Origin of the sequence: Marinobacterium sediminicola, from assembly GCF_022343685.1 — a bacterium.
Taxonomy (GTDB): Bacteria; Pseudomonadota; Gammaproteobacteria; order Pseudomonadales; family Balneatricaceae; genus Marinobacterium; species Marinobacterium sediminicola.
Genome location: NZ_CP092123.1, coordinates 3,042,058 through 3,066,086, shown reverse-complemented (window position 1 = coordinate 3,066,086; position 24,029 = coordinate 3,042,058). Strand labels below are relative to the sequence as shown.

Sequence of the window (24,029 nt, the reverse complement as noted above, 5' to 3'; positions counted from 1 at the left end):
GCAATAGGGCCGTCTGGGAGAGTAAAAATGAGTTCAAGTATCCTTAATATCGGTATTCAGGCGCTGAACGCCAACCAGACGGCGTTGTCGTATATTGGTCAGAACATTGCCAATGTGAATACCGAGGGTTACACCCGCCAGACCGTCCAGATGGGCACCCAGCAGCCGCCGATTCTGGGGGTGCAGGTCACCGATATCCAGCGGATGACAGACATGTTTCTGGTCAGTCAGGTGTGGGCGGATAACTCGGTATTCAGCAGCAACGAGGCCTTCTCAGAAAAGATTGCACAACTCGACCAGATGCTGGTATCCGATGCTACCAGCCTCTCTGCCTCTATGGATAGTTATTTTGCTGCGCTGCAACAGGTTGTTGACGACCCTCTGTTTATCGCCAACCGAGAGCTGTTCCTTGCGGAGGCTGATTCTCTGGCAAACTCGTTCCAGGACTTTGATCGAAAATTGCGTTCCCAAACTGATCTGATCAATACCGAAATCCGCAGTGTCACCGATACGGTCAACTCGATCACGCAAAATATCGCCGACCTGAACGTTCAGATCAGCTCCATTGAGGCCTCGGGGAAAAGTTCCAACGAACTCCAGGATGAGCGTGATCGGCTGGTCAAGGAATTATCTGGCTATGTCACCACCAATGTTATCTCCCAGGACGGCATCACCTACAACGTCATGATCGGCTCAGGTCAACCCCTGGTGGTTGGCAACAGTGCCGCCAGGCTGGAAGTAAGAAACAGTGAATCGGATCCGACCCAGATCGATATCTTCATGAAAAACGGATCGGGTGTGGATGCCAAGGTCACGGATCAACTGGGAGCAGGTGCCATTGGTGGGCTGATTCGGTATCGAGACCAGGTTCTGCAACCGACGATCAATGAAGTGGGCCGCCTGGCCATTGTGTTCTCCACGACCATGAATGAACAGCACCGCAAGGGCATGGACCTGAACGGTGATATTGGACAAGACCTCTTTGCGCCCATCACCGAAGGTGAAGTCACGGCCCATGCGCGCAATGAAAGTCAAAATACTGTGGCACGCGTCAATTTCTATGATGTTCAGGCACTGACCGGCAGTGACTATGAGTTTGAGCGGACGAGCATTGATGATTTCATGCTGACGCGCATGAGTGATGGTCGCCGTTTCAGCATGGCGGACCTGACCGAGGTTGGTTCGGCTGCAGAGCTGGATCAGTCCGGCGTATTTTATCGTGACCCCGTCAGCGGAACCTTGAATGTCAGTCTGGATGGTATGACCTTCCAGCTAAAGGGTGATCCCGCGGTCGGTGACAGTTACCTGATTCAGCCAACGCGCTCGGGCGGGCAGTTGATGGATACGGCATTGACCAACCCTAAAATGCTGGCACTGGCATCCCCCTTGCGGATAGAGCCTTCGACGATCAATACCGGGAATGCTGAAATCAGTCTGGTCAATGTGACGTCGGCCGAGGATACCTCGCCGCTTCGAAATGGCACGGCGCAGCTGCCGTTGGAAATTGTATTCAACGCACCCGATGAAGATGGAAACATCACCTACAACGTCTACATGAATGCGAATTCCGATAACCCTGTCATCTACGATGGTATGGAGAATATGCCGTACTCTGATGGCGAACCCATGGCCTTCACGCTCGACGGTTATGAAATCACTTTTGACAACCAGCCCAACCCGGGTGACCGTTTCACCATCGAGTTCAACACTGATGGCTACTCGGATAATACCAATGCGCTGGCAATGTCGGACTTGCAGAATCAGTCGTTGGTGAATGGGTACAGTTACCAGGATACCTATGGTCAGATGCTGGCAAAGGTGGGAACGCAGGCCAGCAATGCCCAAATCGCCTATACCGCCAGTCAATCCGTATTGATATCAAGTGAGAATGCCCTGCAAAGTGTCGCGGGCGTCAATCTCGATGAAGAAGCTGCGAAACTGGTGCAATACCAGCAGGCCTATTCGGCTTCAGCTCAACTTATTTCGGCCTATCAGACGATCTTTGACAGCCTGATCAGTGCTGTCCGGAGGTAAGTATGCGCATCTCGACGGGGCAAATATTTGCCAATGCCAACCGTAACATGATGGAAAACCAGACTTCGTTGCTTGAGATTCAGGACAAGCTCTCCAGCGGCAAGAAGTTCACCTCCCTCGCCGAAGATCCGGTCGGTGCCAACCGTGTGGTCTCGCTGAAGCGCGAACTGGCTCAGCTGGACATGTTTCAGGGCAATATCGATGCATCACGGCGCCGTCTGGAGCTGGAAGACGCCACCTTTGCCGATCTGAACACGGCGATGGACCGTATGCGCGAACTCAGTCTACAGGCGCGCAACAACACCAATACCGATGCCGACCGCCAGGCGATTGCTTATGAGTTGGAGCAGCTGGTGGAATACTCGGCCGGTCTGATGAACACCCGTGATGCCAAGGGAGAATACATCTTCTCTGGCAGTAAGGGGACAACCCAGACTTACATCAAACAGGATGACCGCTACTACTACCAGGGCGACAGCACGGCACGCAACATACAGATATCCAGTGCGCTCTATACTCAGTCGACCGATGCCGGTCGAGACCTTTTCGAGTCAATCAGTCAGGCTCCTGAGCTGAGCGTAAGCGGCGAAATGGCAGTTGCTATCACTGGATACGAAGTGACAGATCCGGCTCTTTACGCGGGCCTGATGCGCAGCACCGGCGACCTTGAGCTAAGGGTTACCGTGGGGACTGATGGTGCCTTGCCGCCTTCGGTGCCGGCGCCCGAATATCGCTATTCGCTGCTCGACAGTGCGGGCCGGCCGGTACGCACGGCGCCACCGGAGAATACTCCGATTCAGGATATTGTCTTTGACCCGGCCGATCCGGATGAACGTCAGGTGTCACTGAATTTGGCAGGCATAACCCTGGACCTTACCCTGCCTGATAACACTTTCGTCGATGATACGGCGGTTCAGGTAAGTGGTGAGGGGGAGGCTTATTTTGCCAACACAGCCGGAAACCCGACGCTGAGCGACTCTCAGGTATTCACCGACCTGATCAGTGCAAACGGTCCGCTGACGGTCAAGGTCGCCTATGATCCTGCAGCGGTAGGCTCCGAATACACCTACACGGTTGAAAATGCCGCCGGAGATCCGGTTGCCGTACCGGGTTTGACACCCAATGACGACCTGATCGAGCTCGATGGCTGGCGTGTACAGATGCAGGGCGGCAGCGATCCCTATAGCACAGCGTTTACTTTGGCGCTCGAACCGCCCCAGGCTGCCCGTCTGCGTTTTGAGCAACCGCCCAGCAACGTATTGAATGCAGTGATGGAAACGGTTGAAGCCCTGCGCGAGCCGGTGCAGGGGGATCAGGAAGCCTTGACGCTGCAGAACGAGCGGATTGACCAGGCGCTGAATGAAATCAAGGCCTCACAGGAACGTATCGGCGAATCCATCTCCAAAGTGGGATCACGCCTGCGGACACTGGAAAAGGCGGAGTTTACCAATACCGATTTCAAACTGATGACGGAAGGGACCCTGTCAGCGGTACAAGATCTGGACTACGCCGAAGCCTCTACCGACCTGGCCAAGCGCCAGTTGGCTCTGGAGGCGGCCTATGCCAGCTTTTCCAAAATCCAAAACCTGAGTCTCTTCGACTACATTCGCTGAGGGGTGATCAGCAGGGGACCGCTCAGGGCGTGCTGTAAGCATTACGCATCTTGCGGCCCTTGTTGATCGCCTGCTTTTCTTTTACCAGACGGCTTGTCTCGGCATCTGCCAGTTGCATCAGCTGGTCGTTAAGCCGACGAATCGCCAGCAGCCTGTCTCGCCACTGTGCCGCTTCGGCGGTGCTGCCGATATCGATCTGCTCCAGCTGTGCGACCAGTGTCAGGCGAGCCTGTTCATGCTGTTGAAAGGTATCCCAATCGCCTGCCTTGGCCAGTGTTAGCAGCTGCTGTGTGTCGGCTTCCAGCCGTGTGATCAGTTGTTCGGTATCCATCTCTACCCACCCTTGTCTGTGCGTAGCTACTAGCCTGACAACATTTCCTGACAAAGTCGAAATTTTTTCTAAAGGCCCTGCGCAAGGCGCCGATAACCTCTTCAGGTTCAAAGGGGAATGCTCCCGAACACTGCATCAATACACCCGCCAGACAATGCTGGCAGGCACTGAGGAGAAACACTCATGGCTTTGGTAATCAACTCTAACATCGCGTCACTGAATGCTCAGCGTCAGCTGTCTTCATCCCAGAACACTCTGGACACCACCATGGAGCGCCTGGCCAGTGGTAAGCGTATCAACTCTGCGGGTGATGACGCCGCCGGTCTGGCGATCTCCAACCGCATGACCTCCCAGATTCGCGGTCTGGACCAGGCGGTGCGTAACGCTAACGACGGTATCTCCATGATTCAGACCGCCGAGGGTGCGCTGTCCGAATCTACCAACATCCTGCAGCGTATGCGTGAACTGTCCATCCAGTCTGCGAACGGTATCTACAGCAACGAAGACCGCGCCAGCCTTCAGGCTGAAGTCGAGCAGATGAAGTCTGAGCTGACCCGTATTGCAGAGACCACCTCGTTCAACGGCCAGAAGATTCTGGATGGCACCCTGGGTGAAATCGGTCTTCAGGTCGGTTCTGAGGCCAATGAAACCATCTCACTGAACATGGGCTCTGGGTTCGATGCCGCATCTCTGGGTGCGTCCGAGGGTGGCGTGAGTTCTGGCAGCTTTACATTGGCAGAAACTTCTAGTACTGGTTTGAGCGGCGCATCTGGCAGCCTGGAAACACTGGATGCTGGTGATTTGACAATCAATGGTATTGATATTCCGGCTGCACAAACATCGTCTGATACAGTGTCGTCTTCTGATAACGCTGCTAGTGCTATCTCCTTGGCTGAAGCGATCAATAGTGTTTCCGATGAAACAGGTGTTGTTGCTGAAGCTAACGCAACCACTTATAGCTTGGATATGGCTAATGCTTTTTCTGCGACCTCACTTGGTGATGGTGATCTGGTTATTAATGGAGTTGATTTGGCCGCGGCCTCAGGAATCACTGGGAGTAACGCAGGCTTGGTTGATCACATTAACTCCTTTGCAGATCAGACCGGCGTGACTGCAAGTGTTTCAGGTAACAAGCTAACTTTCACAGCGGTTGATGGCCGAAATATCCAGCTAGAGTCTGATGCTGGTACAGCAACTATTACCGCCACTGCTATTGATACAGTGCAAACAGGGACTGTGACACTACGCTCCAACGAAGCAATTGACATTGGTGGAAACGAACCTGCCGCGTTGGGCTTTGAAGCTGGTGCGGTAGAGGCCAATACCAACCAGGCGATGCAGGATGTTTCTAGTGCTGCTTCCTTCGATTTGACGGTGGTTTATAATGGTGATGCTACTGATGTTTTGACCATTAATGGGCAAGATATTTCTTACGATACAACCGTTGACGCAGAAACTTCCGCTCAGACATTGATGGCAGAAATCAACAAGCACTATGAAACCACCGGAGTGCGTGCGGAAGAGAAGGCTCCGGGAGTTCTTACCCTAACGGGTATTAAGGATGTCGAAATATCCTATAAGACCGCCGGTGGTACAAACACATATACAACATCAAATTTGTCCGATGGTGATGTTGGTGCTGCTTTAACTGCTGCAGGTGCTTCGCAGGTAGTTGATCAGCAAGATTTTGAATCCATGGCTAATGGTGATCTAACCGTTAATGGTTACACTGTAGACTTTGAGGGTGCTGCTAGTTCGTTCACGGACACTTCCTTCTCTTCTGGCTATGCCAGTGCTGCTTTCACTGCTGCAGCCATCAATAATACGGATGGTTTGAAGGACCAGGTTGTGGCAACCGCTTACACAGAAGTTAATCTGGGTAAGGTTTCCGGTGCCGACATGAAAGACGATTTTAGTCTCACCATTAACGGTCTCAATATCGATATCGACAATCCAATCAAGGATAACGATGAAAATGGCAACCTGGTGGGTCAGCTGAATACTGCATTCTCTGGTGCTGCAGAAGGGGACGAAGCGTACGGGTTGGTAGCTTCCATCAATGATGATGGTGAACTGCTGATCTCAGCAGATGATGGTCGCAATATTACGATTTCGGTCGCAGCTGGTTCCGATGTTGGTGGCAATACACAGGTTGTTAACGGGGAGAGCCTGTTGGCAAACTTTGATGTCACACGAGACTCTGCCATTACAGCTAAGGGCACCGTTTCTCTGGAAGCCAAAGATGGCTTTAGCATCAATGAAATCGGCGGTGATAAGCGCTCTCTGGCCGGTATCGAATCCGGAGGCAACAGCGTAGCGGATATCGATATCACTACAGCGGCGGGTGCTCAGGAAGCGATCGATATCCTCGACCGCGCGATCGAAACCATCGGTCAGGCCCGTGGTGACCTGGGTGCGGTGAACAACCGTCTGGACTTCACCATCAGCAACCTGAGCAACGTGTCCGAGAACGCCAGTGCAGCCCGCTCCCGTATCGTGGATGCGGACTTCGCCAAGGAAACCGCCAACCTGTCGCGTGCCCAGGTACTGCAGCAGGCGAGCCAGGCAATGCTGGCCCAGGCCAACGCGCGACCACAGCAGGTTCTGTCACTGCTGCAGTAAGCATCAAGTCGGCGCTATACTTGATGAAAGACAAAGGCTGCCCGCTAGGGCAGCCTTTCCCAGTAAGAGGTACGGGTTATGAGTATCGACACTTCGGGTCTTGGTAGTAATCCCTCATCCATGCAGGGAGCATCTTCCCGTCAGCTGCCTGATCTGCAGTCCAGCGGCGTGACTGTGCAGCAGGTTGCTACGGTGAATGACCGTAACAACGCGGTACAACAAAGCCAGGCAGGCGTTGAAGTTTCAGCAGAAAAACTGCAGGCTGCTGTCGAGAAGATGAACGAATTGATGAAGGAGAGTGATCGCTCCCTTCAGTTTTCCGTTGATGACACCAGTGAAAAGGTGGTCATTAAGGTTGTTGATCAGCAAACGGATGAAGTGATCCGCCAGATCCCGTCTGAAGAAACCTTGAAGTTCTCCGAGTTTCTTCAAGGAATGGTGGGTATGATTTTTGACGAAAAGGCTTGAGGGCTCGCCCCCTGAAGCCAGGGATTGAGGTGGCCTGAATGTCCAACATCATCAACACCCTGGGAGCCGGTTCCGGTATCGACACGACGGCACTGGTATCCCAGCTGGTTGAAGTGGAGCGCGCCCCGCAAGAGGCACGCCTGAATTCCCGCGAACAAAAGCTGGACGCCCAGATTTCGGCCTACGGGACCCTGAAAAGTGCCCTGTCCGAGTTCCAGTCCCTGATGTCCCCCCTTGCTGACAACAACACCTTCAATGCCCGCTCCGTGGCACTGCCTGAAACTGACGTCATTACACCCAACTCGCTGGCGGCGGGTGCCCAAGTGGGGACTTACCAGATCGAGGTGGTGGATATTGCCCGCTCCCAGTCACTGGCAATGGGTTCGACGGATGACAAGAAGGCAGCACTGGGTGCCAGTGGTCAGATGAGCATCCAGTTTGGTGAATGGAGTTACACCGGCGTAGATGCTGACATTCCGGATAACTTCACCATCAACGATGAGCGCGCAGCGCTGAACATCGATATTGACCCCAGTGATACTCTGGAAACGATCGCAAAAAAAATTAATGACTCCGACAGTGGTGTCCAGGCCAGTGTGTTGGGAGTGGACGGCCAGTATCAGTTGATGCTGACGGCGCCTTCGGGAGCCAGTAATGCCATGCAGATTACGGGAGACGATCCATCACTGTCGGCATTCGAGTTCAATAGTACCAATTACGCTTCGGTGACAGAAACGCAGCAGGCCAGTGACGCGGTGCTCAAGGTGAACGGTCTGAGCGTGCGTCGAGATACCAACCAGATCAACGATGTGATCGAAGGGTTCGATTTCACGCTGAACAAGTCCAGCGAAGGTGAAAAACTCACCTTTGCCGTCGAGGCCGATACCGGCGTGGCGCAACAGGCGATTCGTGATTTTGTCGAGGGCTATAACTCGCTCTACCAGACCATGCAGAACCTGACCGGTTACACCCGGGATGAGGACAATAATCTGGTGCGTGGCAGTCTGTCGACGGATGGCCTTGCGCGAAGCATGTTCAGTCAGTTGCGGGGACTCATTGGCGCCGAAGTGGTCGGTGTGGACTCCGGTTTTACCGCTTTGACGAATCTCGGCATTCGAACGCAGCTTGATGGTACGCTGGAGATCGAGGAAGACACTTTCAGCAAGGCGTTCACTGAGAATTACGAATTTATTGAAACGCTGTTTGCCCGTGACACCCGGTCTGGTAGTAACTACGTTGATGTACGCTTGGGCAGCTATGCGTCTAAAACTGTACCGGGCGACTACGAGGTTGAGATTACGCAGGACCCCAGTCGAGGTTCAATCGGTGGAAATGCGATCAGCGCGCTGAACTTTGATGCGGTCACGGATAGCTTCACGACCGCGCTGGACACCTCGGTGGGCGATTACAGCTTCAAGATCTCGGTCGATGGTGTGCAGTCAGATACCATTACCCTCAGCGGAAGTTATGCGTCTGCAGAAGAGATACGGGCAGAGCTGCAGTCACTGATCAATGGTGACAGTAAGATCAGTGAAGCGGGTGCTGGTGTGGATGTAACCTATGATGCCGCAACCGACAGCTTTGCCTTTAACTCTCGCACCTATGGCAAGAGCTCCTCGGTTTCGTTCAGTTCGGCTTCCGCTGATATGGCCAATCTGGGGATTTCCAGTGCGTTGTCCGGCACCGCTGGTAAGGATGTCAAGGGAACCATTAACGGGGAACCCGGCTTCGGGACTGGCCGTGTTCTCTTGCCACCTTTGGGGTCTGACGCATATGGTATGACCTTGAATGTCAGGCCTGGAGCAGCAAGTGAAGGTGTTTTTACGGCAAGCTTTTCGCAGGGCTTTGCAGGCACCATGGACAAGCTGATCAACAGTATTCTGGGCGCGGAAGGTGCAATCGCTTCCCGCGAAACGACCATTACGGATCAGCTGGAAGATGTTAGCTATGAGCGTTCCGAACTGGATCGCAAGATGTCAAGTTATGAGGAGCGTTTGACGCTTCAATATCTGAATATGCAGAAGATCGTCGATAGCTTGAACTCAACGGGCAGTTCTCTGGATGGCATACTTGACCGCTTGCCATTCACAGCCAAAGACTGATTTTTCATCGGGCCAAAGGAGAGCCGAACCAAGATGAATACGAATGCTCTTAATCAGTACAAGAGTGTCAACCTCAATGCGGCAGTGGAAGCGGCAAGCCCACATCAGCTAGTCAGCATGCTGTTCAGAGGTACTCTGGAAGCACTGGCAAAAGCGAGTGGTGGTATTGAGCGAAAGGATATCCAGCTGAGAACCACCCAGTTGAACAAGGCGTGTGAGATCCTGATCAATTTGAAAGGCTCTCTGGACCTGGAAAAAGGCGGAGAAGTCGCCGAGAATCTGGATCGCCTCTATGACTACATGGTGCGCACCCTGATTGAAGCCAACCGCAATAATGACCTAGCAAAAGTGAAGGAAGTGAGTGGGTTGGTTGCTGACATTGCAGAAGGCTGGGCTCAGATTCCTGTTGAGGAGCATCAGACGTCCGCGGATAAGGCTTAACCTCTCTTTTCCGTAATACACGAAACCGGGCCTTTGCCCGGTTTTTCTTTATCACCACTTAGTTGATGTCAATCTATTGACATCCCGAGCCTATCCAGTACCTTTGACAGAATCCTGACGAACCTCTGGATTCTTCCATGCAAGCACCTGACACTTCCATTGCCGGTTTCGAGCTGCTGATTCTGGATGACGATGCCGAACGGCGTCAGTCGCTGCACACCTGTTTTGCCTTTGTTGGCCTCAACTGCCATATTTTTGACTTTGTGACTTGGCTGCAGCAGGGCAAGGCGTTTGATTTGGCCAATATCGGCCTGGTGGTGATCGGCGAGAGCAGCCTGCCGATTGCGATGAGCAAACTGATTGCCGATCTGGATGCCGCGCGTATTCGTCCCAAACTGCTGGCCTGTGAATGGCCCGAGCTGTCGACGGACGATTTTGCCCGTCATGCCATTCTGGGCTTGCTGGCCTCGCCTTACCGTTATCCACAGTTGATGGACTGGCTGCATCTGTGCGGTCTGATGCACGAACAGCAGTTGGAACATGCGCCGCAACAGGCTGAAATGCCCGGTTTTGTCGGGCAGAGCCGGCCGATCCGCGATATCCGTAACATGATCGCCAAGGTCGCGCCGCGGGATATCAGCGTGCTGATTACCGGTGAGTCAGGTACCGGCAAGGAGGTGGTTGCACGCTGCCTGCATGAGCACTCACCACGTTGCGAAGGGCCTTTCGTGCCGGTGAACTGTGGTGCCATTCCGTCTGAATTGCTGGAAAGCGAACTCTTTGGTCACGAAAAGGGCGCCTTTACCGGTGCGATTTCCAGCCGGCCGGGCCGCTTTGAGCTGGCCAATGGCGGTACTCTGTTTCTTGATGAGATCGGCGATATGCCGCTGCCGATGCAGGTGAAGCTGTTGCGTGTGATTCAGGAACGTCAATTCGAGCGTGTCGGTGGCAGCAAGACGCTGGAAGTGGATGTACGTATCGTGGCGGCTACGCACAAGAACCTGGAATTGATGATACAGGACGGCCAGTTCCGCGAAGATCTCTATTACCGGCTGAATGTGTTCCCAATCGAGATGCCGGCGCTGCGTGATCGAATCGACGACTTACCATTGCTGATCAACAACCTCTGTGAGCAGCTGGATGAGGGGACGGTGCTGCAGTTTCACCCGGCGGCGCTGGAGTCACTGAAACGTCACCCCTGGCCGGGCAACGTGCGTGAACTGGCCAACCTGATCGAGCGGCTCAGTATTATTCATCCCGGCGGTGTGATCGGTGTCTCCGAGCTGCCGCCAAAATTCCGTCACCTCGAAGAACCGAATCCCGAACGATACGAGCAGCTTGCGTTGCCGGATACCGATGATGAGCCGGTGACGGAACCGCATGTGAGTGAAGCGGGTATGGCGTCCCTCAATGTGCCTGCCCCTGTGCAGTTGACTGCCGAGGGGATTGACCTCAAGGGGTGGCTGGAAACGCAGGAGCGTGCCCTGATTCGTCAGGCCCTTGAAGAGGGGGGGCAGGTGGTCTCTCGGGCGGCGAGGCTGTTGCAGATCCGACGTACCACGCTGGTGGAAAAGATGCGCAAATACGGAATTGAACGCCAGTGACCGATCGTCATCTGCTTGAACGGCGTGTGGCCGAACTGGAAGCCGAACTGGCTCAGGCGCGACAGTCACAGCAACACCTGCAGGGATTGATCGAGCGCATCCCGGGCGGGGTGCTGGTGATAGGCCAGACCGGACGGATCAACGACTATAACCCTGCCGCCGAAACCCTGCTTGGGCTTGAACTGGCCGGTAAAAGCTGGCTGGAGGTGATCAACCTCTGCTTTGCGCCTCGGCCGGATGATGGGCATGAAGTATCACTGAAGAACGGCCGACGCGTCAGCCTGTCGACCCAGGCGCTGGAGTCCGAGCCGGGGCAGCTGGTCTTCATTACCGATCAAACCCACACGCGTACCCTTCAGGAGCAGCTTCATCACTATCAGCGTCTCTCCGAGATGGGCCGGATGATGGCCTCGTTGGCACACCAGGTCCGCACGCCCCTGTCTGCGGCGCTGCTTTATGCCAGTCATCTGATGGCGCCTGAACTGGATGACGACAAGCGGATTCGTTTCGCCGGCAAGGTGAAATCGCGGCTGACCCATCTGGAGCAGCAGGTACGGGACATGCTGATCTTTGCCCGTGGCGAGACCCGACTGGAAGATCGAGTCGATGGCCGCACCCTGATGGCACGCCTGGAAGACCTGCTGGATCAGCCGCTGACCCAGTACGATGCCGACTGTGACTGTATCAACGAGGCGCCCGATGCATTAATCCAGTGCAATCTGGAGGCACTGCTGGGAGCCGTGCTCAATCTGATCAACAATGCGCTGCAGGCCTGTGGCGAAGGCTGCGAGCTGCAACTGCGCATCAGTCGAGAGGCAGACCGTATGTTGATTGCGGTGTGTGACAACGGCCCCGGCATGGATATGGCGACACTGCAAAAGGCACAGGAGCCTTTCTATACCACCAAGTCGCACGGTACCGGACTGGGGCTGGCCATCGCCCAAGTGATGGCGCGGGCACACCACGGGGCTTTCGAGCTGGACTCAACGCCGGGGCAGGGGACCTGCGCCCGTTTTCGTCTACCTTTATTGAATACTAGCGAACAGGAAGTGACATGAGCGCGACCGTTTTGATCGTTGAGGATGATGTGGATCTGCGCGAGGCGATCACCGATACCCTCGCGCTGGCCGATATTCGTTACCTGGAAGCCGGCAGCGCCGAAGAGGCGCTGGAACTGCTGAAGCAACACTCCGTGGATATGGTGGTATCCGATGTCAACATGCCGGGGATGGACGGGCACGCGCTGTTGGCGCGGTTGAAGGAGACCTTGCCGGCGCTGCCGGTGGCGCTGATCACGGCCTATGGTCAGGTCAGCAAGGCGGTGGAGGCGATTCGCAATGGTGCCGTCGATTACCTGATGAAGCCATTCGAACCGGAGCAACTGATCGAGCTGATTCGCACCCATGCTCAGGGACTGAGCATGGCGACCCGGGATGAACCGGTGGCTCAGGCACCGGGCAGTCGTCAGCTGCTGCAGCTGGCGCAGCGAGTGGCCGCGACTGATTCTACCGTACTGATTACCGGGGAATCCGGCACCGGCAAGGAGGTGCTGGCGCGCTATATTCATGATCACTCCTCGCGCGCGGACAAACCGTTCATTGCCATCAACTGTGCCGCCATTCCTGAAAGCATGCTGGAGGCCACGCTGTTTGGTCACGAGAAAGGAGCCTTTACCGGCGCCGTCAGCAGCCAGCCCGGCAAGTTCGAACAGGCCAATGGCGGTACCCTGTTGCTGGACGAGATCAGCGAAATGGACCTGGGGTTGCAGGCCAAGCTGTTGCGCGTGTTGCAGGAGCAGGAAGTCGAGCGGATCGGTGGTCGCAAGGTGATACCGCTGGATGTGCGGGTGCTGGCAACCAGCAACCGTCAGTTGGAGCAGACGGTCGCCGAAGGCAAGTTCCGTGAGGATCTGTACTACCGGCTCAACGTCTTTCCCCTGCAATGGCAGCCATTGCGTGAGCGGATCGAAGATATCGAACCTCTCGCCTTGCGCCTGCTGGCACACCATTGTCGCAAGATGGGGCGAGCCCCGGCGTCGCTGGACAGTGCGGCGGTGCAAAGCCTCTGTCAGCACAGCTGGCCGGGCAACGTCCGTGAGCTTGATAACGTCATCCAGCGTGCCCTGATCCTGCAAGGTGGCTCGCGAGTGCTGGCATCCGATCTGCACCTGGGCAGCCAGGCGATCCCGCTGACCTCTTCCATGGCTGACGTCGCTCCTGAGACCGTCGAAGAGCCGATTGCGGACGGGTTATTGGGTAATGACCTCAAGCAGCATGAATACCAGCTGATCGTCGAGGCGCTGAAAGCGACCTCCGGAAGTCGTAAGGAAGCGGCCGAAAAGCTTGGCATCAGCCCCAGGACACTAAGGTATAAGCTGGCCCGAATGCGTGAGGAGGGAATTGATCTGGAGTCGATGCTGGCCAGTTAGTGAGTGATCGCTTACCCGGGGCTTTAAGACTTTTGTCGTGATCCGAGTAGACCAATGTCTAATTCAGGGGGATGGATCGGCTTGGGTATAACCCTCTTAACAAAATCGAATGCGTCGACCATATCAATAACAACAAATGCGGCGTGAACAGGTATAACAACAAAACGCAAGTTAAGGGCATCACGATGAGTGAACAAAAAGTATACCCGGTCGATCCGGCTTTCGCTGCCAAGGCGCATATCGACAATGACGCCTATCTGGCGATGTACGAGCAGTCGATCAACGATCCGGAGACCTTCTGGGGCGAGCAGGGCAAGCGTCTTGACTGGTTCAAGCCGTACACCCGCGTCAAGAACACCTCTTTCGATCCGCACAGCGTCGATATCAAGTGGTACGAAGACGGTGAGCTGAACGCCTCCTACAACTGTCTGGACCGTCATCTGGAAACCCGCGGTGATCAGGTTGCCATCATTTGGGAAGGTGATGACCCGAGCGAAGACGAAAAGATCACTTACCGCGATCTGCACGCGCGTGTTTGCCGTTTCGCCAACGCCCTGAAGGCCAAAGGTGTTCAGAAAGGCGATGTGGTCACACTGTACATGCCGATGATCCCGGAAGCGGCGGTGGCCATGCTGGCCTGTGCACGTATCGGTGCGGTTCACTCCATCGTATTCGGTGGCTTCTCACCGGAAGCTCTGGCGGCTCGTATCGAAGGCGCCAACTCCAAGGTGGTGGTGACCTCCAACTACTCCCTGCGTGGCGGCAAGGTGGTTCCGCTGAAAGCCAACGTCGACAAGGCACTGGATAGTCATGATGCCGGCAATCTGGTCGAAAGCGTATTCGTCGTCAAGCGCGTTGATCAGGACGTAGCCTGGAATGACAGCCGGGATGTCTGGTACGAAGAAGCCGTTGCTGCAGCTGATGCTGATTGCCCGGCCGAGCCGATGAACGCCGAAGCACCGCTGTTCATCCTCTACACATCCGGCTCCACCGGTGCGCCCAAGGGCCTGAAGCACACAACCGGCGGCTACATGGTTTATGCATCCATGACGCACCAGTACGTGTTCGACTACCAGGAAGGTGATATCTACTGGTGTACCGCTGACGTGGGTTGGGTAACCGGTCACAGCTACATCGTATACGGCCCGCTGGCCAACGGCGCCACCACGCTGATGTTTGAAGGTGTGCCGAGCTATCCGGACAACAGCCGTTTTGGCCGTGTCATTGAGAAGCACAAGGTTAACCAGTTCTACACCGCTCCGACCGCCATCCGTGCGCTGATGCAGCAGGGGGAGGACGTGCTGGGTGATTCCGACCTGTCCAGCCTGAAATTGCTGGGCTCCGTGGGCGAGCCGATCAACCCGGAAGCCTGGGAGTGGTACCACCGTGTTGTCGGCAAGGGTAATTGCCCGATCGTCGATACCTGGTGGCAGACCGAAACCGGCGGCATCATGATCGTGCCGCTGCCGGGCGCTACTCCGACCAAGCCGGGTTCTGCAACCCGTCCGTTCTTTGGTGTTCAGCCGGCACTGCTGGACAATGAAGGCAACGAGCTGGAGGGTGCTACCGAAGGCAACCTGGTGATCAAGGACTCCTGGCCGGGCCAGAGCCGCTCCATCTGGGGTGATCACGAGCGCTTCACTCAGACCTACTTCTCCAGCTTCAAGGGCGTTTACACCACTGGTGATGGTGCGCGTCGCGATGAGGATGGCTACTACTGGATCACCGGCCGTGTTGATGACGTGATCAACGTGTCCGGTCACCGCATGGGTACCGCTGAAGTGGAATCCGCGCTGGTGGCTCACCCGGCAGTTGCTGAAGCCGCAGTGGTGGGCTACCCGCATGATCTCAAGGGACAGGGTATCTACGTGTATGTCACTCTGCAGACCGGCTTCGAGCAGTCTGATGAGCTGATGAAGGAACTGCGTAACTGGGTTCGTTCCGAGATCGGACCGATCGCGTCTCCGGACCTGATCCAGTTCGCACCGGGCATGCCGAAGACCCGTTCCGGCAAGATCATGCGTCGTATCCTGCGCAAGATCGCTGAGGATGATTTCGGTTCTCTGGGTGACACCTCTACACTGGCTGATCCGAGCGTCGTCGACGACCTGATCGAAAACCGCATGAACCGTAAGGGCTGAGACTAGTCAGTACTTGCTAACAAAACGCTCCCCGGTGTAAGTCGGGGGGCGTTTTTTTGTGTGCAACCAGTCGGCTTGCACTCGCTGAGTGCGGCTTTGTCGACAAAATGGTGCTATTATTCCCCACCGGAAAATCTCAACGTTCGCCACCTTCGGAAAGCCCTGCCCCAGTGCGGCAGTCGCGCCTTGACCGGAGTACCAGGGAGACGATCTATGCAACTGGCCCAGAAGATCATTATTGCTGACGACCATCCTCTTTTCCGCGCTGCGCTGCGTCAGGCGGTGACCCAGGCGGTACCGGGTGTCGAGATCGTGGAAGCGGACAGCCTCGCGGCGGTTCAGGAAGCGGTAGAGAAGCATGGTGATGCTGATTTGGTCCTGCTGGATATTCATATGCCGGGTACGCATGGTTTCTCGGGCCTGGTGTTCCTGCGAGGGCAGCATCCAGGCGTGCCGGTTGTGGTGGTGTCCGGTAGCGAAGAGCCGCATGTCATGAAGCGTGCCATCGACTATGGTGCTTCTGGTTTCATTCCCAAGTCGGCTCCACTGGAGACGATCTCCGAGGCGATTACCGCTGTACTGGAAGGGGAAGAGTGGCTGCCTCAGGAATTGACCGACAACATGGATGATGTCAGTGAAGAAGATCAGCAGTTTGCGGCCGCATTGGCATCGCTGACGCCGCAGCAGTTCCGCGTGTTGACCATGTTGACCGAAGGTCTTTTGAACAAGCAGATCGCCTATGAACTGAGCGTTTCCGAAGCGACCATCAAGGCCCATGTGACAGCCATCCTGCGCAAGCTGGGTGTTCACAGCCGTACACAGGCCGTTATTGCCGCCCAGCGTCTGGGCGTTGAGCCTCCCAAGACCGAGGTCTGATCCTTCCGGCGCAATCCGCTCAATCTGGCTGACAAGGCCGGTGCGCGGGGGCCCTCCGCTATACAGACTACCCGCCGCCTGTGAGGCAGCGGGTTTCTGCCTCAGTCTTGCGTTGCCTGATCCTTTTCCGCGCGCGTATTGGCCACAATCTTGTTGATCATCGCTCTCAGGGCCGCCGGTTTGACCGGCTTGGTGAGCAGTTGCGCGCCTGCGTCCTCGATTTCATCACGAACCTCGTCGGTACGGTCGGCAGTGATCACGATGGCTGGCGAGAAGTATTCCCGTTCCATAGGTTGTCCGGCCAGCCTGGCCAGCTGGCGCAGGGCCATGATGCCGGTATCATGTTCGCCCAGGTGGTAGTCGGCCAGCACGATATCCGGTATCCACTGGCGGGTCTGAAGTGCGTTCAGGGCTTCGTCTGCCGACAGGGCGGTCACCACTTCACACGACCAGCCGTTCAGCAGGGCGCTCATGCCCTCGAGGATCTTGGGCTCGTTATCGACAACGAGTACCCGAACGCCGTTAAGACCTTTGCTGCGAATCCAGCCGCGTTTTTCAGGGCGCGCCTTCTGCGCCTTGCTCGGATCACCCAGGGGCAGTGTAATGCTGAACACCGTGCCTTGGCCCGGCCATGAACGCACGTTGAGCTGATGTCCCAGCATGCGTGCGATACGCTCGGTGATTGCCAGACCCAGACCGAGCCCTTTGACCTGACTGTGCTTGGGGTTGTCGATCCGCTTGAACTCTTCGAACACTTCTCGCAGCTTGTTTTCAGGAATGCCCACGCCGGTGTCCCAGACTTCCAGTCGCAGCTGTTTGCCCACCCGTCGCGCTCCCATCAGTACGCGGCCCGAGCTGGTGTAGCGCATGGCGTTGGAAAGGAAGTTCTGCATGATGCGGCGCAGCAGCGCCTGATCGGAGTAGACCACCTGCTTGCAGCAGACGGTATCGAACTTGAGCGTCTTCTCCTTGGCCAGCACGCTGAACTCGGTGTTGAGCGTCTGGAAGAGTCCCTCCAGAGAGAAGTGGGTCAGCGAGGGTTCCAGTGCCCCGGCATCCAGTTTGGAAATATCCAGAATGGCGGTGATCAGTTCTTCTGCGGCCTTGAGTGAGCCATCCAGGTTTTCCACCAGCTGGCTGGTTTCCTTGCTGTGACTCTGCTGAGCCAGTGCCGACGTAAACAGACGTGCCGCGTTCAGCGGCTGCAAGAGGTCATGGCTGGCGGCGGCGAGGAAGCGGGTTTTGCCGAAATTGGCGGCTTCCGCATCGGATTTGGCCTGGCGCAGTTCATCCTCCATCAGTGCGCGAATGGTGTTCTCCTTGCGCAGCTCCTTATTGACCACCGACAGGGCGTGGGTACGTTCGCGGACGCGCTGTTCCAGATTTTCGTTGGTCTCCTGCAGTGCCTGCTCGGCTTTTCGCCGCTCGGTAATATCCTGATACAGGGTGAAGTAACCCAGTACATCACCATACTCGCCGATATGAGGAATATAGGTGACTTCGGCGTAGCGAGAGCTGCCGTCCTTGGTGGGCAGTCGGGTTTCAAAGCGCTGGCGCTCACCCTGAAGAACAGCGTCAATATACTGACGCCGGTGGATATACTCCTCCACTGGCAGGGCTTCCAGTGCGGATACGCCCGCGATGTTGTGCCGATCGAGTCCGAAGGTATCGGCATAAGCCTTGTTGATAAACAGGAAACGGCGCTCGGGGTCCAGGTAGCCGATCAATACCGGTACATTGTCGGTATAGATGCGAATGTTCTGCTCGCTTTCGCGCAGGGCTTCTTCGATTCGCTTGTGGTCGGTGATGTCCATGTAGGTATTGACGTAGCCACCGTTGGGCATGGGGTTGCCACGTACTTCCAGTACTGTGCCGTCGGGGCGATAGCGCTCGTAGGAGTGGGGCGCTCCTGAGCGAATCGAGTCCAGTCGCATGCGCACCTGATATTCCACGTCGCCCAGTCCGTACTCGCCCTTGATGGCGTTGTAACGGAAGACCTCTTCGATGGGGCGGCCTATGCACACCAGCCCTTCCGGATAATTGAACATTTCGATATAGCGCTGGTTCCAGGCCACCAGGCGCATCTGCTGGTCTACAACGCTGATGCCCAGGCTGATGTTCTCGATCGTGGACTGCAACAGAGAACGGTTGAAACGCAGTGCCTGGGATGCTTCGTCGACGATGGTGACCACATCGCCGATTTCCATCTCTTTCCCGCGCAGTGTGGAGTCCATGACGATACGGGCCGAGGAGGCACCGATGGCGCCCGCCAACAGACGCTCGGTATGCTGAATCAGCTCGGGGGTGGCCTTCTCGGCTGCCATCGGGGGGCCGTCACCCTGCTTCTGGCCGAAGCTGCTGAAGGCCTGTCGGGTTCGGCTCATGCCGAGGAAGCGCTCACTGAGCATCTGCAGATCGCCGACGGTAACCTGGCCAAAGTGACGTGAAGGGTCGGCGATTCCCTTGGCAGAAATGTTCACGAAAGCACTGGCCTGGATGCGGTCGACCAGACGTTGGGACGCTAAACGGGACACCAGCACGAACAGCAGGGTATTGATGCCCAAACTCCAGATGACACCGTGTGTCAGCGGGTCGAGGCCTGTCAGGCCAAACAGGCCCGTTGGGCTGAACCAGTTGTCACTTCCATTGAGCTGAGGCAGCCACTCATAAGGAATCAGGCGTGCGGAATTCAGTGTGGGCAGCACCAGCGTATAGATCCACAGCAGGAAGCCGGCGGTGAGTCCGGTGAGAACACCATGACGGGTGCCTCCCTTCCAGTAGATCCCGCCGATAATGGCCGGCAAAAACTGAATGGCGGCGACAAAGGCCAATAAGCCGAAGGAGGCAAGAGGGCCCTGATCTCCGAGAATACGATAGTAGAAATACCCCATCAGCAGCAGGCAGAAAATCGTGATGCGGCGAACGCGCAGCAGCAGCGCACCCATGTCCTTGGACTGGGACAGATGCAACCAGGAAATGCGGAACAGTAATGGCATGACGATGTCGTTGCATACCATGGTGGCAAGCGTAATGCTGGCGACGATGACCATGCTGGTTGCGGCTGACAGGCCACCGATAAACGCCAGAGTGGCGAGTTTTTCATAGCCCGCATCCAGCGGCAGCATCAGTACGAAGGTGTCGGCATCGACGTTGCCCTCGGTGAAAGTGACCAGACCACCGGTGGCAATTGGCAAAACGAACACGGCCATCAGGATCAGGTACAACGGGAACAGCCAGCGCGCCGTAAACAGGTTTCCGCGTCGGGTGTTCTCGACAATGCTGACATGGAACTGGCGTGGCAGGCAGATCGCGGCGGCACAGGCGAGCACGATCTCGGTCATGAAGCCGGTATTGAGGGTGGTGTCGAAATTGGCGTTATAACGCAGCTGGGCCTGGATCTGAAAAGCAAGGTCATCAAGTCCATCAAAAAGACCGAATACGACGAACAGGCCGATGGCGACAAAGGCGGTCAGTTTAACCAGGGACTCGAACGCCACAGCCAGGACAAGTCCCTCATGATGCTCGGTCGCATCGATGTGCCGGGTGCCGAACAGGATGGCAAAAACGGCCATCAACAGGGCCACGAATAGCGCGGTATCGCTGCCCTTGCTCAATGCCTCTGTCGCGCCGGGTGCCAGGGCATTGTAACTGATGGCCACGGCTTTCAACTGCAGGGCAATATAGGGAATGGTGCCCAGTACCGCAATGATGGTGACCAGCACAGCCAGGCTTTGGCTCTTGCCGTAACGGGACGAGATGAAGTCCGAGATGGTCGTGATGTTCTGCTGCTTGCTGACCAGGAAGATCTTCTCGATGACTCTGATGGCCAGCAAAAAAACGATGACGGGACCCAGGTAGGTTGCCAGAAACTCCCAGCCGGTCGAGGCTGCACGCCCGACGGCACCATAGAAGGTCCAGCTTGAGCAATAGACTGCCAGTGACAATGAGTAGACCACGGGGTTGCTGGCCCATTGCTTGCCGGCACTGCTTTTGTCACCGAAATAGGCAATAGCGAACAGGAGGCCCAGGTAGGCCAGAGATATGAGAATGATGGACCAGCCGGACAACATAAGGTGTCTCTCGTTTCGTGGTTTGACACTGATTCTAACGCTTGGCCATCAGCCTGTAATGTTGACCGTGGCAGAATGAGGCTGTTGAGCTGCCTGGAGCGTCAGGGCACTTGACTATTGTCTTACATGAGCCAAGTCATGTTTTTGACGCAATCGCATAACCTATTGATTAATAAGAGCTAAGTGGTGGTCGAGTATTTTATGGATAGCCTGTTCTACTAAAGTCGGGGTTTTGCTTGATCCCCGTCTTTATGCAAGATCAGGTTGTATTTTCTCGGCTCCAATAACAAGAAATCGGAGAAACACCATGGCAGATGATAAATCCAAAGCTGCTCAATACTGGTCGACGAACCTTCGTCTGATCCTGGGTAGCCTAGTCGTTTGGGCCTTTGTGTCCTACGGCTGCGGCATCCTTTTCCGTCCCTTGCTGTCCGGCATTTCCGTCGGCGGTACAGACCTGGGCTTCTGGTTTGCTCAGCAGGGCTCAATTCTGGCCTTCATCGGTCTTATTTTCTTCTATGCATGGCGCATGAACAAGCTCGATAAAGAGATGGGACTGGAGGAGTAAGTCGATGGATCAGTTTTATATAAACCTGCTGTTCGTAGGCGCCTCTTTTGCGCTCTACTTCGGCATCGCAATCTGGGCCCGTGCGGGTTCCACCAAAGAATTCTATGTGGCTGGCGGTGGTGTCCACCCGGTTGCCAACGGTATGGCTACGGCCGCTGACTGGATGTCTGCGGCTTCCTTCATTTCCATGGCGGGCCTGATCGCTGCCGGTGGTTATGCAAACTCTACCTTCCTGATGGGCTGGACTGGCGGTTACGTCCTGCTGGCGATGCTGCTCGCACCTTACCTGCGTAAATTCGGCAAGTTCACCGTACCTGACTTCATCGGTGACCGTTTCTACAGCAAGCCGGCCCGTCTGGTCGCAGTTGCCTGTTTGATCGTTGCGTCCGTAACCTACGTTATCGGCCAGATGGCCGGTGCCGGTATCGCCTTCTCCCGCTTCCTGGAAGTGGACAAGGACACTGGTCTGGTCATCGCGTCTGTAGTGGTATTCTTCTACGCCGTACTCGGCGGCATGAAGGGCATCACCTACACTCAGGTTGCCCAGTACTGCGTACTGATCGTGGCTTACACCATTCCGGCGATCTTCATCTCCCTGGAACTGACCGGCAACCCTCTGCCGCCGTTGGGTCTGTTCAGCGACCACACCGCTTCTGGCATGCCGCTGCTGGCCAAGCTGGACCAGGTGGTTCAGGATCTGGGCTTTGCTGCCTACACGGCTGACGTACCGAACAAGCTGAACATGGTACTGTTCACCCTGACTCTGATGATCGGTACTGCAGGTCTGCCGCACGTTATCATCCGCTTCTTCACCGTACCCAAGGTAGCTGACGCTCGCTGGTCTGCTGGCTGGGCGCTGATCTTCATCGCTCTGCTGTACCTGACTGCACCGGCTGTTGCTTCCATGGCGCGTCTGAACCTGATCAACACTGTTTACCCGAATGGCGTTGATGCTCAGCCGATCCAGTACGAAGATCGTCCGGAGTGGATGAAGACCTGGGAAGAGACTCAGCTGATCAAGTTCGAAGACAAGAACAACGATGGTCGTATCCAGTTCTACAACGACAAGGCTGACATGTCTGACAAGGGCTGGGCTGGCAACGAGCTGACCTACAACCGTGATATTCTGGTACTGGCGAACCCTGAGATCGCACAGTTGCCGGGTTGGGTTATCGGTCTGATCGCAGCCGGTGGTCTGGCGGCGGCACTGTCCACTGCGGCAGGTCTGTTGCTGGCAATCTCCTCTGCGGTAAGTCATGACTTGATCAAGAATTCCATCAATCCGAACATCTCCGAGAAGGGCGAGTTGATGGCGGCGCGTGCCTCCATGACTGTAGCGATTGTGGTGGCGACCTATCTTGGCATGAACCCGCCGGGCTTTGCGGCTCAGGTAGTGGCTCTGGCCTTCGGTATCGCGGCCGCATCCATCTTCCCGGTTCTGATGATGGGTATCTTCTCCAAGCGCATCAACAACAAGGGCGCCATCGCAGGTATGCTGGCCGGTCTGGTAACCACTCTGGTGTACATCTTCATGTACAAGGGCTGGTTCTTCATCCCGGGTACTGCGAACCTGCCGGACAACGTGGATAACTGGATTCTGGGTATCTCTCCGCTGTCCTTCGGTGCCATCGGTGCGATCATCAACTTTACTGTGGCTTTCGTTGTCTCCAATGCAACTGAAGAGCCGCCGGTTGAGATCCAGGAACTGGTTGAAAGTGTGCGTTACCCGAAAGGTGCTGGCGCTGCCGTTGACCACTGAGTCATAATGACGCCAATGGCAGGTTTCTCTGCCAAGCGTTGAACCACCTCGGGCTTCCAACTGGAAGCCCGACTTTTTTCAGGAAGTGGAAGTATGATCTGGAATCTGATCGCAACTGTAGTCGCTGGTCTGGGGGCTGCGGGTATCGCTCTGATACTGCGCTCGCTGAGTCGCAAGAAGCTCCCGAAGTGGATCGTGCCCGCCTTTGCTGGCCTTGGCATGCTGGGATATCAGATCTATATCGAGTACACCTGGTACGATTTCAAGCGTCAGCAGCTGCCGGAAAATGCTGAAGTGTTGGATGTTCGTAATGACAGCATGATCTGGCGCCCATGGACATACCTCTACCCCATGACCGTCGGCTTTACCGTGATTGATGCCGACAGTTTGCGCGATACTCTGGTGGGTGATGAGCGAGTGGTGGAGTTCGTGCTCTATCGTTTTGAAAAGAGCTATGTTGACCAGGTCAGCCATCATGCCCAACTGCTCAACTGTGCAAGCGGTGAGATGTTCGAGCTGGATGAAACACGCAAGCCGCTATTGAGCTCCCGTGAGATGCTTTCGGCAGATTCTCCCGTCCGCGTACGCGTCTGCCCCTGAACGAGGATGTGTCTCGACTAAAGTCGGGGCACCTTTACCTTCCTGGGTTTGTTAGATTCAGGGATACCCTTAGGGCTATCACCGCAAATAACAACAACAGGATGGTGTCATGTCTACCCAAAGCGAAAGCGCCAGCTCATATTGGCGTGAAAATCTGCGCATCATAACGACCTATATGGTCATCTGGTTCGCGGCCTCTTATGGTTGCGGCATTCTATTCGTTGACGAGCTGGACAAGATCCAGTTTTTCGGCTTCCCGCTTGGTTTCTGGTTTGCCCAGCAGGGCGCGATCTATGTCTTCATCGGTCTGATCTGGGCGTATGTATTCAGCATGAACAGGCTGGATGAAAAATACGACGTGCATGAATAACA

17 protein-coding genes are annotated in these 24,029 nt (G+C 55.7%); 15 read left to right on the top strand and 2 right to left on the bottom strand.

Going from position 1 to position 24,029, the window contains the following annotated elements; genetic code table 11:
- The first annotated feature begins 27 nt into the window (after nucleotides 1–27).
- A complete protein-coding gene (gene flgK, locus LN244_RS14010; RefSeq protein ID WP_239040395.1) occupies nucleotides 28–2,034 on the top strand; it encodes a flagellar hook-associated protein FlgK in 2,007 nt (668 codons plus the stop codon).
- 2 nt (nucleotides 2,035–2,036) lie between these two features.
- The gene (gene flgL / locus LN244_RS14005) at nucleotides 2,037–3,647 is read left to right on the top strand and encodes a flagellar hook-associated protein FlgL (RefSeq protein ID WP_239040394.1); all 1,611 of its coding nucleotides are present in this window, start codon (nucleotides 2,037–2,039) and stop codon (nucleotides 3,645–3,647) included.
- 22 nt (nucleotides 3,648–3,669) lie between these two features.
- On the opposite strand, the gene LN244_RS14000 is transcribed toward flgL, so the two are convergent.
- On the bottom strand, nucleotides 3,670–3,978 hold the full coding sequence (locus tag LN244_RS14000; RefSeq protein ID WP_239040393.1) for a flagellar protein FliT: 309 nt from the start codon (nucleotides 3,976–3,978) through the stop codon (nucleotides 3,670–3,672).
- Between the two features lie 183 nt (nucleotides 3,979–4,161).
- Between LN244_RS14000 and LN244_RS16455 the strand changes: the two genes are divergently transcribed.
- The 9 genes from LN244_RS16455 (at nucleotide 4,162) to LN244_RS13950 (ending at nucleotide 16,660) form a co-directional block, all read left to right on the top strand.
- Nucleotides 4,162–6,600 (top strand): flagellin N-terminal helical domain-containing protein, encoded by a 2,439-nt coding sequence (locus LN244_RS16455; protein ID WP_275424692.1) that lies wholly within the window; start codon nucleotides 4,162–4,164, stop codon nucleotides 6,598–6,600.
- Nucleotides 6,601–6,678: 78 nt separating this feature from the next.
- A complete protein-coding gene (locus tag LN244_RS13985; protein ID WP_239040392.1) occupies nucleotides 6,679–7,068 on the top strand; it encodes a flagellar protein FlaG in 390 nt (129 codons plus the stop codon).
- A 38-nt stretch (nucleotides 7,069–7,106) separates the two neighbouring features.
- Nucleotides 7,107–9,170, top strand: coding sequence for a flagellar filament capping protein FliD (fliD, locus tag LN244_RS13980; RefSeq protein ID WP_239040391.1), 2,064 nt, complete (start codon nucleotides 7,107–7,109; stop codon nucleotides 9,168–9,170).
- A 33-nt stretch (nucleotides 9,171–9,203) separates the two neighbouring features.
- The gene (gene fliS / locus LN244_RS13975) at nucleotides 9,204–9,611 is read left to right on the top strand and encodes a flagellar export chaperone FliS (protein WP_239040390.1); all 408 of its coding nucleotides are present in this window, start codon (nucleotides 9,204–9,206) and stop codon (nucleotides 9,609–9,611) included.
- A gap of 137 nt (nucleotides 9,612–9,748) precedes the next feature.
- Nucleotides 9,749–11,215 carry a sigma-54 dependent transcriptional regulator gene (locus LN244_RS13970; RefSeq protein WP_239040389.1) on the top strand — a complete coding sequence of 489 codons (1,467 nt, stop codon included), beginning with the start codon at nucleotides 9,749–9,751 and terminating at the stop codon, nucleotides 11,213–11,215.
- Nucleotides 11,212–12,273 (top strand): sensor histidine kinase, encoded by a 1,062-nt coding sequence (locus LN244_RS13965; RefSeq protein ID WP_239040388.1) that lies wholly within the window; start codon nucleotides 11,212–11,214, stop codon nucleotides 12,271–12,273. The genes LN244_RS13970 and LN244_RS13965 overlap by 4 nt, the downstream gene beginning before the upstream one ends.
- Nucleotides 12,270–13,643, top strand: a complete 1,374-nt coding sequence (locus LN244_RS13960; RefSeq protein ID WP_239040387.1) for a sigma-54-dependent transcriptional regulator — start codon at nucleotides 12,270–12,272, stop codon at nucleotides 13,641–13,643. The genes LN244_RS13965 and LN244_RS13960 overlap by 4 nt, the downstream gene beginning before the upstream one ends.
- 185 nt (nucleotides 13,644–13,828) lie before the next feature.
- Nucleotides 13,829–15,784 carry an acetate--CoA ligase gene (acs, locus tag LN244_RS13955; protein ID WP_239040386.1) on the top strand — a complete coding sequence of 652 codons (1,956 nt, stop codon included), beginning with the start codon at nucleotides 13,829–13,831 and terminating at the stop codon, nucleotides 15,782–15,784.
- 213 nt (nucleotides 15,785–15,997) lie between these two features.
- Nucleotides 15,998–16,660, top strand: a complete 663-nt coding sequence (locus tag LN244_RS13950; RefSeq protein WP_239040385.1) for a response regulator transcription factor — start codon at nucleotides 15,998–16,000, stop codon at nucleotides 16,658–16,660.
- Nucleotides 16,661–16,761: 101 nt separating this feature from the next.
- On the opposite strand, the gene LN244_RS13945 is transcribed toward LN244_RS13950, so the two are convergent.
- A complete protein-coding gene (locus LN244_RS13945) occupies nucleotides 16,762–20,730 on the bottom strand; it encodes a NahK/ErcS family hybrid sensor histidine kinase/response regulator (RefSeq protein WP_239040384.1) in 3,969 nt (1,322 codons plus the stop codon).
- 307 nt (nucleotides 20,731–21,037) lie between these two features.
- Here LN244_RS13945 and LN244_RS13940 point away from each other — a divergent pair, with 307 nt between their 5' ends.
- From LN244_RS13940 to LN244_RS13925, 4 genes are all read left to right on the top strand, one after another.
- Nucleotides 21,038–21,298, top strand: a complete 261-nt coding sequence (locus tag LN244_RS13940; RefSeq protein ID WP_239040383.1) for a DUF4212 domain-containing protein — start codon at nucleotides 21,038–21,040, stop codon at nucleotides 21,296–21,298.
- A gap of 4 nt (nucleotides 21,299–21,302) precedes the next feature.
- Complete coding sequence (locus LN244_RS13935; RefSeq protein WP_239040382.1) at nucleotides 21,303–23,057, top strand: sodium:solute symporter family protein; 1,755 nt, start codon at nucleotides 21,303–21,305, stop codon at nucleotides 23,055–23,057.
- A gap of 93 nt (nucleotides 23,058–23,150) precedes the next feature.
- Entirely contained in the window at nucleotides 23,151–23,657 is a 507-nt protein-coding gene (locus tag LN244_RS13930) for a hypothetical protein (protein WP_239040381.1), read from the top strand.
- Between the two features lie 109 nt (nucleotides 23,658–23,766).
- The gene (locus tag LN244_RS13925) at nucleotides 23,767–24,027 is read left to right on the top strand and encodes a DUF4212 domain-containing protein (RefSeq protein ID WP_239040380.1); all 261 of its coding nucleotides are present in this window, start codon (nucleotides 23,767–23,769) and stop codon (nucleotides 24,025–24,027) included.
- Nucleotides 24,028–24,029 lie beyond the last annotated feature (2 nt).